The organism is Shewanella sp. GXUN23E (assembly GCF_050865035.1).
In the GTDB taxonomy this organism is placed as follows: domain Bacteria; phylum Pseudomonadota; class Gammaproteobacteria; order Enterobacterales; family Shewanellaceae; genus Shewanella.
Map to the genome: position 1 here is coordinate 250,075 of NZ_JBOZWP010000001.1, position 15,830 is coordinate 265,904.

The 15,830-nt window shown below is 51.5% G+C and carries 14 protein-coding genes; 7 read left to right on the top strand and 7 right to left on the bottom strand.

The features are described from left to right. The first annotated feature begins 451 nt into the window (after window positions 1-451). A complete protein-coding gene (gene metK, locus ACRRUX_RS01075) occupies window positions 452-1,603 on the top strand; it encodes a methionine adenosyltransferase (protein ID WP_432526350.1) in 1,152 nt (383 codons plus the stop codon). Between the two features lie 122 nt (window positions 1,604-1,725). Here metK and ACRRUX_RS01080 read toward each other — a convergent pair whose 3' ends face one another. Both ACRRUX_RS01080 and ACRRUX_RS01085 read right to left on the bottom strand, forming a co-directional pair. Then, a complete protein-coding gene (locus ACRRUX_RS01080; RefSeq protein ID WP_432526351.1) occupies window positions 1,726-2,070 on the bottom strand; it encodes a hypothetical protein in 345 nt (114 codons plus the stop codon). A gap of 13 nt (window positions 2,071-2,083) precedes the next feature. Continuing rightward, window positions 2,084-2,617, bottom strand: a complete 534-nt coding sequence (locus tag ACRRUX_RS01085; RefSeq protein ID WP_432526352.1) for a GNAT family N-acetyltransferase — start codon at window positions 2,615-2,617, stop codon at window positions 2,084-2,086. 110 nt (window positions 2,618-2,727) lie between these two features. Here ACRRUX_RS01085 and ACRRUX_RS01090 point away from each other — a divergent pair, with 110 nt between their 5' ends. Further along, window positions 2,728-3,696, top strand: a complete 969-nt coding sequence (locus ACRRUX_RS01090; RefSeq protein ID WP_432526353.1) for a GGDEF domain-containing protein — start codon at window positions 2,728-2,730, stop codon at window positions 3,694-3,696. A 365-nt stretch (window positions 3,697-4,061) separates the two neighbouring features. Beyond that, entirely contained in the window at window positions 4,062-4,475 is a 414-nt protein-coding gene (locus ACRRUX_RS01095; protein ID WP_432526354.1) for an META domain-containing protein, read from the top strand. Between the two features lie 91 nt (window positions 4,476-4,566). Here ACRRUX_RS01095 and ACRRUX_RS01100 read toward each other — a convergent pair whose 3' ends face one another. Further along, window positions 4,567-5,892 (bottom strand): dicarboxylate/amino acid:cation symporter, encoded by a 1,326-nt coding sequence (locus ACRRUX_RS01100; protein ID WP_432526355.1) that lies wholly within the window; start codon window positions 5,890-5,892, stop codon window positions 4,567-4,569. A gap of 232 nt (window positions 5,893-6,124) precedes the next feature. Beyond that, window positions 6,125-6,391: a hypothetical protein gene (locus ACRRUX_RS01105; RefSeq protein WP_432526356.1), complete on the bottom strand. Its 267-nt coding sequence runs from the start codon at window positions 6,389-6,391 to the stop codon at window positions 6,125-6,127. A gap of 134 nt (window positions 6,392-6,525) precedes the next feature. Between ACRRUX_RS01105 and ACRRUX_RS01110 the strand changes: the two genes are divergently transcribed. Next, entirely contained in the window at window positions 6,526-6,969 is a 444-nt protein-coding gene (locus ACRRUX_RS01110) for a GNAT family N-acetyltransferase (RefSeq protein WP_432526357.1), read from the top strand. A gap of 64 nt (window positions 6,970-7,033) precedes the next feature. Here the strand turns inward: ACRRUX_RS01110 and ACRRUX_RS01115 are convergent, their stop codons facing one another. The 3 genes from ACRRUX_RS01115 to ACRRUX_RS01125 all read right to left on the bottom strand — a co-directional run bounded on the left by ACRRUX_RS01115 (window position 7,034) and on the right by ACRRUX_RS01125 (window position 12,846). Further along, window positions 7,034-8,395 (bottom strand): L-serine ammonia-lyase, encoded by a 1,362-nt coding sequence (locus ACRRUX_RS01115; RefSeq protein ID WP_432526358.1) that lies wholly within the window; start codon window positions 8,393-8,395, stop codon window positions 7,034-7,036. An 87-nt stretch (window positions 8,396-8,482) separates the two neighbouring features. Continuing rightward, window positions 8,483-9,760: an aromatic amino acid transport family protein gene (locus ACRRUX_RS01120; RefSeq protein ID WP_432526359.1), complete on the bottom strand. Its 1,278-nt coding sequence runs from the start codon at window positions 9,758-9,760 to the stop codon at window positions 8,483-8,485. Window positions 9,761-10,290: 530 nt separating this feature from the next. After that, window positions 10,291-12,846 (bottom strand): acylase, encoded by a 2,556-nt coding sequence (locus ACRRUX_RS01125; protein WP_432526360.1) that lies wholly within the window; start codon window positions 12,844-12,846, stop codon window positions 10,291-10,293. A 221-nt stretch (window positions 12,847-13,067) separates the two neighbouring features. Here ACRRUX_RS01125 and yjjX point away from each other — a divergent pair, with 221 nt between their 5' ends. The 3 genes from yjjX to ACRRUX_RS01140 all read left to right on the top strand — a co-directional run bounded on the left by yjjX (window position 13,068) and on the right by ACRRUX_RS01140 (window position 15,787). Beyond that, the gene (gene yjjX, locus ACRRUX_RS01130) at window positions 13,068-13,610 is read left to right on the top strand and encodes an inosine/xanthosine triphosphatase (protein ID WP_432526361.1); all 543 of its coding nucleotides are present in this window, start codon (window positions 13,068-13,070) and stop codon (window positions 13,608-13,610) included. A gap of 63 nt (window positions 13,611-13,673) precedes the next feature. Continuing rightward, window positions 13,674-14,609, top strand: a complete 936-nt coding sequence (locus ACRRUX_RS01135; RefSeq protein ID WP_432526362.1) for a bifunctional helix-turn-helix transcriptional regulator/GNAT family N-acetyltransferase — start codon at window positions 13,674-13,676, stop codon at window positions 14,607-14,609. Window positions 14,610-14,746: 137 nt separating this feature from the next. Then, the gene (locus ACRRUX_RS01140; RefSeq protein WP_432526363.1) at window positions 14,747-15,787 is read left to right on the top strand and encodes an NADP(H)-dependent aldo-keto reductase; all 1,041 of its coding nucleotides are present in this window, start codon (window positions 14,747-14,749) and stop codon (window positions 15,785-15,787) included. The last annotated feature ends 43 nt before the right edge of the window (window positions 15,788-15,830 follow it).

Here is a 15,830-nt window from a genome sequence, read left to right on the forward strand (position 1 = left end):
TGCTCCCCGGTCCTGTTCGGGGGCATATTTTCCCCTATGTCTTGGTGCATACGCAAATAAAATTGCGCCCATTGAGGGGCCGATTTGCAATAGCCTGATCTGGGTCGCCTGCCTAGAGTCGGTGGATTGAAATCATCAGGTGTTATCACTCTAAAAATCAGCGGGCCATAGGAGAACATGTCGGCGTGAACACAAATCCAGCCGTAAACTTTGCGTGCCAATCTGATATAAACACTTCAACTTTTACTAATTCATTGATTTTAAAGAACACAACAACTCATGCCTTAGTATGAAAACTGCCGTTTGGTCACAATCCAGATGAAATTTCGTCTACGGGGGATGATTAGCCGACCGATTTCAACTAGAATAGCCGTCTAGATGGAGAAGCATCCAAATGCTAGTTGGCTGCCCTCCCCGCAGAATTCATTTTTTACACGAGATTTTTTCCAAGATGGCAAAGCATTTGTTTACTTCTGAATCCGTATCAGAAGGACATCCAGATAAAATCGCCGATCAGATTTCTGATGCGGTATTGGACGCAATCCTGGCACAGGATCCTAAAGCTCGCGTAGCGTGCGAAACTTTCGTTAAAACCGGTATGGTTATGGTTGGTGGTGAAATCACCACTACGGCCTGGGTAGATATCGAAGAACTGACCCGTAACACCATCCGTGAAATCGGTTATGTGCACTCAGACATGGGCTTTGACGCCAATTCATGTGCCGTACTGAGCGCAATTGGTAAGCAGTCTCCAGACATCAACCAGGGTGTTGACCGCGCCGACCCTAAAGAACAGGGTGCCGGTGATCAGGGTCTGATGTTCGGTTACGCCAGCAACGAAACTGACGTGCTGATGCCAGCGCCTATCACCTATGCACACGCACTGGTGAAGCGTCAGTCTGAAGTCCGTAAAGAAGGCATCCTGCCCTGGCTGCGTCCAGACGCCAAGTCTCAGGTTACTTTCGCCTATGAAGAAGGCAAAATCGTGGGCATCGACGCCGTGGTTCTGTCTACTCAGCACTGCGACAGCGTAAACCAGAAAGACCTGATCGAAGGCGTGATGGAAACCATCATCAAGCCTGTGTTGCCTTCTCAGTGGCTGAACCAGGACACCAAGTTCTTCATCAACCCAACCGGTCGTTTCGTTATCGGCGGTCCTATGGGGGACTGTGGTCTGACTGGTCGTAAGATCATCGTAGATACTTACGGTGGTATGGCCCGTCACGGCGGTGGTGCTTTCTCCGGTAAAGACCCATCCAAAGTTGACCGCTCTGCTGCCTACGCAGCCCGCTACGTTGCCAAGAACATTGTTGCTGCCGGTCTGGCTGACCGCTGTGAAATTCAGGTGTCTTACGCTATCGGTGTTGCAGATCCTACCTCTATCAGCGTTGAAACCTTCGGTACTGCTAAAGTATCTGAAGAGGTGCTGGAGCGTCTGGTACGTCAGCACTTCGATCTGCGTCCATACGGTCTGCAGGAAATGCTGGATCTGGCTCGCCCAATCTATCAGGCTACTGCAGCCTATGGTCACTTCGGTCGTGAAGAGTTCCCATGGGAACGCACCGATAAAGCCGAAGCCCTGCGCGCTGACGCTGGTCTGTAATCTCCCGAAGATTCGGACAGATAAGATTCAGACAAATAAAAACCGCCGGCAGGCGGTTTTTTTATTACTATGTCAAACAGGTATCACTGCTATGACTGGCAACAGAAGCTAATTACGATGTCTTATTCACAGTGATCAAAATGTGCCGACTGCATGCACATGAGGGCAATTCGGTGGTCATCCAGCAGCGCAATCCCGACACTTTGAGCATCAGCCAAAGATACCGCCTCTGGCATAAAGGCAAACTGCGCCTGATAGTCATTGTCCCGGCCGCAGTCTATCCAGATACCTGCAATCTTGACCCAATACCTTGGCCTGCCATTGTGGCCTGCCGCAGTGCCAATGAAGGTCTCAACCCGAATGTCACTCAATGCCAACACACTGGCTATCAGCCTGAGATTGTCCAGCGCTGACAGTCTGAGTTCCCTGTATGGAGCCAGGGTGCGCTTAACCAACTCAATATCCATTATTTAACCGGCCTCAACACCCAACTGACAGTGATACCAGATAGTAGCCCCTGTCATCATACTCAACAAAATCAATTATCTGCATACCATCATCAGCGACATGAGCACGCAATGAAGCCTCATTATCTTCGGCAATCAGTCCGGCCAGGCGACGGTAACGCCCATTTAAATGAACAGCCAGTGCCTGCCACAGCTGGCGGCATATTTTTTGCCCACGAAATGCAGGATTAACCCAAACCGGTCCGTAGTGACAACAACTGCGTTCTGCATCCGGCCAATGAGATTTAAATTGTGCCAGAGCACGCCGCTGCAACGGCCAGTGGATATATTCCTGCCAGTCCCCACTGAGCACATAGCCGGCAATTTGTTCCTGCTGCTGTGCAATCAGTACCTGCTGGGCATCAATAAGTCGTTTGAGGGCTGCCTCAGAAAAGCTCTCGCCCTGCATCATACTCATCCGGCCGCCCAATTCATCGGACACATGCAAGCGTTCAAGCCGCAACAACTCCTGCAAATCCTGCGGTTCTGCCCGTCTAATCTGGACCATAAGGTCTCCCGTGTCCTGCTAAAGTGCGCATTATACTGTTCGGTTTGCGAAATAGCCCCTGTCGTACCACACTTATTCGAAAGACCTCTTATCTCATTGAGCTTAAAGACATGTTGCCGCATACCATCGAAACAGACATCAGCCTGCTCGAATACGACAGTCCCCAGGTCAATCTGGTGCGCTGGATGCATCAATGTGAACTGCTCAAGCGCTTTTATCAGGCCAGAGAGGTCATTGTGATTCAACATACCGCGCGTGGCTATGAAGTGATAGTCCGGGCTCCTTCTGACAGTCAGGAGTTTGTTGCCGGTACACTGCTGGATGATAACTGCAGCATCCTGGAGAAACTGGTGCTTTCACCACTTGAGGGTGTCCATATCGATCTGTCCGATGGCCGACTCCGTGGTTTGTCGAGCCTGTTCCAGAGCTACCAGCACCTGCTTGCCAGGCCAGTGATGTGGCCAGACTCCAGCCTGTTTGGATATCTGTGTGTACTGGATCCGGATCTAGATACCCAGGGGGACTTGGCACCACGTATGCTTGAGCCCTTCCAGCTTCTGCTGCAGCAGGAGTTGTCACTCTTGTGCCAACATCACCGCATTGAATCCATGTCGATGCGGGATCTCAAAACCGGCATGCTCAATGATCATGGCTTTATGATGATGGCCCCCAGACAACTCAGCCTGGGGCGACGCTTTGGCGCTCATGCGGGGGTGTTTGTATTTGAACTGGCACTGACCCCGGAATTAGAAGAAAGGCACCATAATCTGCTTGGCAGCATTTTACAAAACACCGTTCGGGCTGCCGACCTCGCCGCTCACTTTACCGCCACCGAGTTTGTGGTACTCGCATTCCTGGATTCCGAAATAGATATGGGCACCATAGTTAAACGGGTGCGCAATAAGTTGTATCAGCTGGATGAAACGTTGGAACTGAATGTCGGTTACTGCTTCTTCAGTCCTGACTCAACGGTCAGGCTGGCCAATATGCTCGCGCAGGCCAAAGAGGCGATGCATAAACACGATGAACAGCACAGTCCGCAGCAGAGTAAAGACGACTCACTGCAAACTTCCTCATAAGCATTGCTGCCTTGGGGAGTAAAACACCACCCAGATCACAGTCTTGAATCCATTTTCTCAACAGGCCACAAAAATCCACTTTTGCTTTATCGGCAAACTTGTCAAACTAACCCGAATTGACGCAACCAGATGGGCTTATTCCGCCTATCTGTGATTGCTGCCCAGGGATGTGGCAACAATTGACTCATCAGGTCAGTAGCAGGCAGTCTTGCGCCTGTGCAGGCTTTCGAAATAGCAGGAATAAGTTGCAGGTAATCTACGTGTGTATGCTTGCCGTGAACGGCGTTCGTGTTATTCCGTAAGCCAGCAGCTCTCAGGGGCTTATTGGCCAATTCCCGACTCTTTGTTAAATGTGGGATGTACACATGAATAAAAAATTCTTCTTTGCAGGTATTCTGGCTCTGGGTTTGGCCGGATGTCAGAGTGCTCCAGGTCAAAATGACCAGCAGATAAACTTAATCGGTGACTGGAAACTGGAAGTGATTATGGGTCAACCAACGGTTGATTACAGCCCAGCCCAGATCAACTTCGATAAAGATGGTCGCCTGTCCGGCAATAACAGCTGTAATAACTTCTTTGGCACCTTTACTCAGGAAGGCAACAAGCTGACCCTGAATCCTGCCGGCAGCACAATGAAGGCTTGTGTGGATGCACTGATGGCTCAGGAGCAATTGGTCAACCAGGCCATGCCACTGGTGCAAACTGCAACGATGAAAGATGGCAAACTGGAATTGCTGGGTGAAAATAACAAGCCGCTGCTGACGCTGACCAGGATCTAAGCCCTGCAATGTTGGTCACCGCTGTTATTGACGGAAAATCCAACAGACAAAAAAACCGCCGAAAGGCGGTTTTTTTATGACTGACTCTTTATCAGGCCTGAGCGGCCTGCGCATTCTGCTCGGCGATCAGTGCGCTTTCCTGCATATCAGCGTTATAGTGCACTTCGTCCAGCTCGTCCTCAGACTTGGCAATCACAGTTGTGGCAACCAGATCACCTGACACGTTAACCACAGTGCGAGCCATATCCAGAATACGGTCAATACCGGCAATCAGCGCAACCCCTTCCAGCGGCAGGCCGACAGTGGTCAGTACCAGAGTCAACATCACCAGACCGGCACCAGGTACCCCGGCAGTGCCAATGGAAGCCAGCGTAGCCGTAAGGATAATGGTCAGATAGTCCACCCAGGTCAGGTCAATACCGAATGCCTGAGCGACAAACAGCGCAGTCACCCCCTGATACAGAGCAGTTCCATCCATGTTAATGGTGGTGCCCAGAGGCAAAACAAAAGAAGAGATTTTCTTGTTGACCCCCAGATATTCACTGGCGCATTTCATACTGGCAGGCAACGTACCGGCAGAGCTTGACGTGGTAAAAGCCACTGCCATGGCATTGCTGATCCCTTTGAAGAAGTGAACCGGGTTCAGACCGGCAAACACCTTGAGCACCAGGCTGTAGAAACCAACCACATGCAGGAAACAGCCGATATATACTGCCAGGATAACCTTGATAAGCGGCAGCAACATGTCCACACCGTACTCACCTGCCACCCAGGCCATCAAACCAAACACCCCGTAAGGCGCCAGTTTCATCACCAGATCGGTCAGCTTGTACATGGCTTCTGCCAGACTCTCAAATACTTTAATGGCCGGCTTGCCATGGTCACCAATCAGTACCAGTGCAATCCCCAGGGCAACGGCGAATACAATCACCTGCAGAATCTGACCATTGGCCAACGCCGCAATGGGGTTAGTCGGAACTATGCCAATCAGCGTTTCCATCACGGAAGGAGCATGCTTGGCCTCCTGGACCAACTCAACCCCCTGCAATGACAGTCCTGCGCCCGGCTGCATGACATAACCCACAGCCAAGCCCACAGTAATGGCAATCGAGGTTGTTCCCAGATAGAAGGCAAATGACTTGAAGCCAATCCGGCCCATCCGGGCAGTATCCTGCATCGAAGTCACACCCACGATAAGTGAGCAGAACACCAGCGGCACGATCAACATTTTAATGGTATTGACGAACAGCGTGCCTATGGGTTTCAACACAATTGCCTGCTCACCCAGAGCCAGACCTGCGGCGATACCCAGCAGCATACCAATCAGAATTTGCAGCCATAAAGGAACGGCCATCCAAGCAGCCCACATTTTGCCCAAAGCTGAAGGACGGTGGGGAGAAGAGGAAGATTTAGTCATTATGTACACCCTGAATCATTAATGAACTCATCCTTCCCTGGTTCGAACTGAATTGACGCCAATTTGCCTGGCGCCTCAAACGACAGCGGAGAGTATCACGAAAGCCTGCGCCAACTGCGGCTACTCATTCAGTTTTTCAGGATTGATAAAGGTAAGCTCAACAATCTTCAGCAGAGCTGCACAGAAATTGTGAAATTAATAATTTCAGAGCAATATCAGCACTTACCGCTGATCAGGCATCAAAATAGGCGCGTGATTCACCGGAGTGACACACTTTGAGCGGATAGAGCGAAGCAGGCGGTTGCTCCCGCTCAATCAGGTAACTCCAGTAATCATGATCGAAAATATGAAACAGCGAAAAACTGCGCTTCTGGGCACGTTGGATTAGATACCACCAGATTGGTGCCCATAACCCCAGAGTCACCAACGTCAGCACGAAATGCAACAGCGGATTGGGAAATTCAGATTTATCACCTGAGTGTTGTTTGCAAGACATCATGAATCTCCTTGGGTGCAAGGTTTTATCAGTCTAGCAAACACTCGACTTTAGTCTAATACCCTGTCGATATCTGTGGCTTGTATATCCGCCTTCAATTGAGATAATACGCTGAAGTCCAACAATAAAAATATTCTATGAAAATTCGACAGGCACACCCTGACGACTGGCAATCACTGGTGGAATTCAACCAGGCGATGGCCATGGAAACCGAAGGGCTGACACTGAACCGCGATACCCTGACGCTGGGTGTCACCACGCTGCTCAATCATCCTGAAAAAGGTTTTTATTTGGTGGCTGACATTGAGGGTCAATTGGCAGGCTCGCTGATGGTCACCTTTGAGTGGAGTGACTGGCGCGCCAAAGACTATTACTGGATCCAGAGCGTCTACATCAAACCTGAGTTCCGCCGACAGGGGATTTATCGCCAGTTGTATACCGAGGTAAAGCGGATTGCAGAGGCCAATGGTGGCGCCGCCAGCTTTCGCCTGTATGTGGAGCAAGAGAATACCCGCGCCCAACAAACCTACTCGTCACTGGGTATGGAGCAAAGCTACTACCTGATGTACGAAGAGAAATAGCGTGCTGATAAGCAGAGACAAAAAAGCCGGCGTGATGCCGGCTTTTGAGTTTTGAGGCAGTACCTTAGACGTTCAGTACCTTGATGGCCAAACCACCCTGACTGGTCTCGCGGTACTTGGGCAGCATGTCTTTACCGGTTTCGTACATGGTGGCAATCACCTTGTCCAGGCTCACGGTAGGATCGCTGTTACGGCGCATCGCCATACGGGCTGAGTTAATCGCTTTCACCGAGGCAATGGCGTTTCGCTCAATACAAGGTACCTGTACCTGACCGGCAACCGGGTCGCACGTCAGACCCAGGTTGTGCTCCATGCCGATTTCGGCGGCAATACATACCTGAGCAGGGTTCGCACCCATCAGCTCGGCCAGACCTGCAGCCGCCATGGAGCAAGCCACGCCCACTTCACCCTGACACCCCACTTCGGCACCTGAGATAGACGCATTACGCTTGTACAGACCACCGATCACAGCTGCGGTCAGGTAGAACTTGGTGTACTCCTTCTCGCCCACTGGCTGGATGAACTTGTTGTAGTAAGCAATAACCGCCGGGATGATACCGGCAGCGCCGTTAGTCGGAGAAGTCACCACGCGGCCACCGGCAGCATTTTCTTCACTCACGGCCAGGGCAAACATGTTCACCCAGTCAACAATCATCATAGGATCGGAAGTCAGACGCTCGCTGGTGACCAATTGACGGTACAGGGCTGGCGCGCGACGAGGTACACGTAGTGGGCCGGCCAGCACACCTTCAGTGTGACAGCCACGCTCAATGCCTTCAGACATCACTTTCCACACTTTTGCAAAGCCGGTATGGATGTCTGCTTCGCTGCGGAAAGCTTTTTCGTTTTCCAGCGCCAGCTTGCTGATGCTCAGGCCATGCTCGCTGCACAGTGCCAACAGCTCGTCAGCGTTGGTGTAGTTGTAAGGCACGGCAACTTCCTGCTCACTGTCTTTACCGAAGTTTTCTTCATCAACGATAAAGCCACCACCGATAGAGTAGTAAGTCTTGCTGTATTCCAGCTTGTCACCAATCCAGGCGTGGATCTTCATGCCATTCTCATGCAGCGGCAGCGCCTGCGGATGCATGATCAGTGAGCCTTCCGGGAAATCGACTGTGTGGCAATGCATACCCACAGGCAGACGGCCGGTTTGCTCAACACGCTGAATAAATTCAGGAATGGCTTCAATATCAACAGTCTCAGGGCTGTTACCACCCAGACCCATAATAATGGCGATATCTGTGTGGTGACCTTTACCGGTCAGCGACAGAGAACCGTATACATCTACAGTAATCTTGGTGATGTCCCGCAGAGTACCTTTGGCACGCAGGTCATCAATGAATTCTTTGGCGGCTTTCATCGGGCCCACAGTGTGGGAGCTTGAGGGGCCAACCCCAATCTTAAAAATATCAAATGCGCTAAACATGAACTACACCCCGAAACGAGTAAAAGGACCGGGTTTTACAACCCGATCCCTGGAACAGTTAAAACTTGGATTTACTGCCGTATTGGATTACAGCAGGCCATACAGGATGGCGGTCATTGACGCCAGACCGGCGATGATGACGAAAATGTTGGTTACACGGCCACGGTAGGCTTTCAGTGCGTCAACTTTGTACACAGCGTACATTGGCATCAGGTACAGAATCGCCGCAATGATTGGACCACCCAGAGCTTCAATCATACCCAGTACACTTGGGTTGATGATGGCTACAGCCCAGATAGAGAAGAACATGAAGGCCAGGATACCTTTGTCCAGTTTCTTCTCGTCAACTTCTTTGCCGTTACCTTCAATCTGCTTCACGATGATACCGCGCATACCTTCACTCGCACCCAGGTAGTGACCGAAGAAGGAAGACACAATCGCGATGAAGGCGATGAATGGTGCAAAGTAGGTGATAAACGCACTGTCATACACGTTAGCCAGGTAAGACAGAATTGGCAGGTTCTCTGCTTTAGCTTGAGCCAGCTGCTCTGGAGACAGAGACAGTACACAAGAGAACACGAACAGCATTACAAAGCCCACCAGCATCAGCGAGGTATTACGCAGAATCACGTCAGCTTTTCGAGAAGCGTCTTTACCGTGCTCACGCTTCAGCGATACAGAGAACTGAGAGATCGCAGGAGAGTGGTTGAAAGCAAAGATCAGTACTGGAATGGTCAGCCAGATAGTACCAATAAAGTCACCGGCAGATGGCAGTTGCATCAGCGCATCGACTTTCCAGTTTGGCACCATGTACAGCGCCAGGAACGCCAGGATAACAACCAGTGGGTATACCAGGAACTGAGTCACTTTGAGCATCAGTTTTTCACCGGCTACCATCACAGACATCATGGCCAGGATCAGACCGCCAGACAGCAACCAACGTGGCAGTGAATCCATGCCCAGCTGGTTAACCATAAAGCTGTCTACCACGTTGGTGATACTTACACCGTAGATAAGTACGATTGGATAGATGGCGAAGAAATACAGTACGGTAATGGCTTTACCAGCGCCTTTACCAAAGTGTTCTTCTACAACCTGAGTAATGTCACTGCCTTGAATGTTTGAAGAACACACGAAACGTGACAGACCACGGTGAGCCAAATAGGTCATAGGACCGATAATAAGAGCCATGACCAGCAGAGGCCAGAAACCACCCATACCGGCATTGATAGGCAGGAACAGAATACCAGCACCTACGGCGGTACCGAACAGGCTCAGCATCCAGGTGGTATCCTGGGCAGTCCAGGGCAGCTTGGCGTTCTCAGTCGCCTTGTTGTCCTGAGCTTTGATAGCTTCTTTTTGCATATAAGTTACCTTAACGCTGTTTACAGCAATAATTGATTTCGGCGCAAAGGATATAGCATTACTGCGCCGAAAAGGTGATCTGCGCCCATATTCGGTAAATGAATTTCAGAATAAGCTGATATTGAGATCATGATCCCGGATTTTCTGTAATAAAACACCAATTTCGTTTCATAGGGATCACCACAGAACAAACATTAAGCAACATTGTTGCTACCTAATTTAGCCAGTCACGAATTAACCAGCAAAAATAACCCTCTAGCAAACGTGATCAAACGTCGTGTTTCAGGTCAATTTGTGACAGTAGTCAAATTTGAATTGGATTATGCACAGACAGATCACGCTTTGATGTCAGGATTGGCAGAATACCAGCCATGGGCGGGCTTTCGGAAGCAAGATTAACGAAAAGTCATGCACTGAAATGGCGAAAAATATGCAAATGCTATGCACCAAATCGATAACCTGTCAAAAAGCACAGCCCCGCCAATCGGCGGGGCTGCATCAATGAACCAGCTGAACTACATCAGATGGGTTTACTTCTGTTTACTCAACGCCAGTGTGGATACCAAACCGGACACTATCTCATCTTCGGTATACAGCAATGGGTGCAACCCCACCCCTTGTGAGTAGCCTATCGTTTGGTCAGCAAACTCAGGGCGCAGAATGTTATTGGTTTGCGAATAGGTCAGTATGCCTTTGGCCTGAGGTCCAGTATCAGTGAAACTGACCACATACATCCAGCTGGAGCCATAACGCACCTGATAGCCCTGCTCAGTCAATCCTGATGCCAGCGCCTTGCCAGTAACCACATCGGTGACGCTGGGGTAACTGTGCTGCGGCATCAGGGTATCGTCGCCAGTCAACCGGGTAGAGAACACATTAAAGCCCCCTTCCACATGATGAGAGCCGGGCCAGGGCAATTTTTGCCCGGAAGGTAAACCGTTGGGCAACGACCGCTCGACAAACTGTACCGTTCCCAGTGGCGCGGCCACGTCAAATCCAGCCTTTTCCAGATTCAGCGTCGCTTGTGCCAGTGCTTTCAGCGCGCTGCCATCGGCCACCAGAGTGTTGGGTGTGATCGCTGCGTTGGCAGGGTCAAAAGGCACGGTCAGCATAGTGTCCTGGTTGAACAGATGTGCAAACTCGCGGATAAGCGCGCCCGCGATGCTGTCGTTGTTCTGATGGCCATTCCAGGTTGCCAGCGCCGCGCAGGCACCGGAAATATCCTTACTCAGACCAGATGCGACAACAACCGGCTCGCTGCCCTGAGCATCACACTGAGCCAGCAACTCCGGCAATACCAGTTCCGGCAGGTAAGCACGATTATTGGTCAGCATAATAGAAAGCTCATCCAGGCTGAATTTGCCATCGCTGCCTGCGGCATCATCCATCATCTTCAGACCCATACGGGTGCGCATGCTCAGTTGACCACGCTCCTGACCATACATGGGCGAGAAGTATTCCAGTGGCTGATTGAGGTTGGTCGACCAGAATGAATCATTGGAGTTTTGCACAAAATCGGTGCGCAGCAACTTGGGAGACAAGGCGTGCGGTGTTGCGCCATCGAATGCAAACAGCGAAGTATTGCCCGGCAGTATGGTGAATCCCGCCTGCTCGCGCAGTGCTTTCAACTCAGGAGAAGTACGCAGCAACACTACAGCGGCATCAGACAAACCCGGCACCGCCGAATCATCAATATAGAAGGCATTACCTTCTTTATCCGCATACATGGTGTTGTTAAAAATCAGGCCGTCATAGTCAACAAAAGTCTGCTGAAACTCCGCCAGATTGGTCGCACGGTTCATCGCCAGCCAATGATCCAGTGGATCCATATTGGCCATGTTCACATCCTGAACCATAAAAGCCTGACTATCGTCCCAGCCAAAAGGTGCCAGTGCCGGAGGCGCTTCCAGGATAGGGCCCTTGTCGGTAAAGAAGATATCTTTCTCAAACGGGACTATCTGTCCGCCACCCACATTCACATTGACAGTCACTGTCTCTGACTTGATTGGCATGGGTGCGCCATCAAACAGGTATTGCGTACGATCGCCGGACTTAAGCTCCAGCTGGTACACCACGAAATGCTCGGCGGTGGAGAAGGTGTGGGTCCAGCCCAGGTTCTCGTTAAAACCAATATTCACCAGCCCTGGCATGCCCACCAGGGAGCCGCCCATCATATTGATATGGCCAGGTATGGTCGTGTGTGACTGCCAGAATCTCAGATTACCTGTATGCGGAAAGTGCGGATTACCCAGCACCATCCCCTTGCCATTTTCGGTTTTATCCGCTCCCAATCCCCAACCATTTGAACCCAGTTCCCTGTGATTCGGTTCGGGGGTTTTAATTGCCGCCATGGCCGACTGCAGGCCTTTATCCAGTTTGTTACTGAAAGCCGCTACCTGCTGAGGGCTCTGGGCCGGGCGTGGCAGGTACTCATTGCCATCACCCGGGTTGGCGAAGAAAATCAAGTCCAGGAAATTGGCCGCGCCGGGGAGCACGGTAATGGAGAATACATAAGTCAGATAGTCCACTTCTGTGATGGGCTGTACCCATGGACCGTTGGCACAGAAGAGTTCGACATTGGTCTCCTTGCCCGACTCAATATCCGCCAGATATTGGTTGTAGCCCTGAACAAAGCCGGAGATCATAGCGCGGGAATTTTCGCTCATCTGCGGCAATTTCTGCTCGGCAAGTTCACGAATTTTCAGTGCCTTGTAACCAAAGTCAGAAATGATGTTGGCGTTATCCTCAGCGACAGGCGTCATGGTGGTGAAGTCCAGCGTATGAGGGCCGAAGAACTGGGAGCGCTGGGAGTTGGCTTTGACAAAACCATCGGCCAGAATGCAAAGATTATCCTGGGCCTGCACATAGCCGCTGCCAAACGCCAGACTTTCAAGGTTGTCAGCCTGAATGTGAGGTACTCCGTAAGTGGTTCTTCTGACGGTGGCCTGTAACTTGCCATCCGGGGCGAAAGCCTTTAATGAGGTATCTGGCTCAGGTAGGATAACGGTTTCCGAGTCGCTGCCGCAGCCGCCAAGAAATGCAGCCATGGCAACGCCGATGGCCAACTTGAGTTTGTTGAATTCCATGTTATTGTCTCTCGATTGAGTCTCGTCCTGATCCCGTGAGAACACGGGCATAGGGTAACCACGGTGTCGGGCTCTCACCTGATCTGCCGTCCATTTTCCCGCCGATCTTTTGCCGGCTATTTCGCGGAAAATGGTTTGAAGCGGATAAACTCCGCCGCAAGGTTACCAAGTCATTAAACCAATGTTTCAAACAGGCGTCCATATTGATAAATAAAATCCCTATGAACAAGCAAACCATCAACCTGATAGTGGGTTCCACCAACCCGGTGAAAGTGCAGGCAGCAAAAGAAGCCTTCAAATTACAGTTTCCAGGCGCGCAAATCATCGCCACCGGTCTGAGCGCCCCCTCCAAAGTGGCAGATCAACCTATGACGACCAAAGAAACCCGTGATGGTGCGGTTAACCGGGTCGAGTATTGCAGAGCCCGGACTGATGCAGACTACTATTTGGCAATGGAAGGCGGTGTGGATATGTTTGAAGATGGCCCGGCTACCTTCGCCTATGTGGCAGTGGCTACCCGGGACGCCTTAAGTGTCGGGCGCAGCGCCAATCTGCCGCTGCCAGGATGTGTCTATGAAGCACTTGAGCAGGGGGAAGAACTGGGGCATGTGATGGACAGACTGTTCAACACCACCAATATCAAGCAAGCCGGCGGCGCCATCGGCCTGCTGACCAATGGCATCGCCACCAGAGGCAGCATTTACACCCAGGCAATCCTGCTTGCCATGGCCCCATTGATGCACCAGGAACTTTACAGAAAATAAGCACTTGCCATTTTATTGCCGAGTTTATAATTTAGTTGCAAAGAGCAACTTAACGGCAACAAGATGACCCAGAACAAGGAATCCCAGTCGCTGACACTGACCCGTCACAGTGAAGCATTCAGCCGTTTACTGGGGCGGTTGTGTAAACCCTTAACGCTGGAGCTGGGGCTTTCGCACCAGCAACTGGCCTTAATGAAGGAAGTAGAACGTCAGAGCCTGTCGGTCAAACAGCTGGCCGCTCTGCTGGGAGTGGATAAATCCAATGCCAGCCGAACGCTGGCGCAGCTGGCTGACAAAGGACTGTTGCGCAGTCAGGCCAGCCCCAGAGATCAGCGCATGCTGAGAGTCGAGCTGACCACCGCAGGCCGCAATCTGATGGCCCAATGGTGGCAGGCTCATGCCAATCATTTTGAATCCGCACTGGCGCAATTGCTGCCAGAGCAGCGCCAGCAAACGCTGGATACTCTCATTCGCCTCAATCGCGCCATGGAACAGGCACAGGCACAGTCGGACTTTGAAATCCGCCTGTTGCAGGCGGCAGATAACGCCGACATCGCCAGGGTTATCCGCACCGTTTCCAGTGAATACGGTTTAACGCCGGATAAAGGCTATGGTGTTGCCGATCCGACTCTCGATTGCCTCAGCGACGTTTATCAACAGCCCCGCTCCTGTTACTGGGTGATCTCCGATGGCTCGCAGGTATTGGGCGGTGGTGGCATCGCTCCATTGGCGAGCCGGGAAAATACCGATGATGTCTGTGAATTGCAGAAAATGTATTTCCTGCCTCAGCTCAGAGGCAAGGGATTTGCTCGCCGCCTGACCCTGCAGGCACTGGCCTTTGCCAAAGAGCAGGGATATCGCTGTTGTTATCTGGAAACCACTGCCTGCCTGCATGAAGCGGTCAGATTGTATGAATCCATGGGCTTTGAACATCTCAACAGGCCGATGGGCAACACCGGGCACGATGCCTGCGAATTACCCATGCTCAAACATTTATAGGTTGGCAGACTTTGGGGAAATCCCCAAGAGATCCGCTTGCGTTCGCCCATTTGGGTGTTAGCCTCAAGGTATGCACTGGTTGGATTGACAAAAACGCATCCCAATCAGGCACCGAGGCGTCAAGGAGAATCCGTTACATGGAATATTATCGCCTGCCCCACTCCACGCTGGATATCAGCGCATTGTCTCTGGGCACCATGACCTGGGGGGAACAGAATACTCCCGCCGAAGCTTTCTCACAGCTGGACTGTGCCATCGCCAATGGCATTAACTTTATCGACACAGCAGAAATGTATCCTGTGCCACCAAGGCCGGAAACCCAGGGAGAAACCGAAAAAATTCTGGGTCAGTACCTTAAAAAAAGCGGCAACAGAGACAAGTTAGTGATCGCCTCCAAGGTCTCAGCACCCGGCGGCCGCAGCGACTATATCCGCCCCAATATGGCGCTGGACTGGCGTAATCTGCAATTGGCCGTCGACGCTTCACTCAGCCGTCTGGGAGTAGACTGCATCGATCTGTACCAAATCCACTGGCCACACCGCAGCACCAATTTCTTTGGCCAGCTGGGGTATGAACAACAGGAAACCGAATCACAGACTCCTATCTTTGATACCCTTGAAGCCCTTGCGGAGCTGCAAAGACTCGGCAAAATCCGCTATGTTGGCGTCTCCAATGAAACCCCCTGGGGGCTGATGAAGTATCTGCATCTGGCAGAGAAACATGGCCTGCCCCGCATCGTCAGCGTGCAGAATCCCTACAATCTTCTCAACCGCAGCTTTGAAGTGGGTATGGCGGAAATTGCCCATCGGGAAGATCTTCCTTTACTGGCTTATTCACCGCTGGCATTTGGCACCCTCAGCGGGAAATATCTTAATGATCAATGGCCAGAGCAGGCAAGACTGACGCTTTTCAAGCGATTTGTCCGCTATAACGGCTCGCAGAATGCACTGGCAGCGACCCAGGCTTACTGTGAACTGGCGCGGGAATTTGGTCTGTCACCGGCACAAATGGCGCTGGCCTATGTGCAATCGCGCCCCTTTGTCGCAAGCACCCTGCTTGGGGCCACCACCATAAAGCAGCTTGAAGAGAATATCAGCAGTGCCAATCTCGTCCTCAATCAACAGCTGCACAGCCGTATCTCAGCCTTGGGAGAACAATTCCCCATTCCTTGCCCCTGATGAGCGCCGGGCTTGCATTGCGCGGGCAGATCCCCCAAGATCT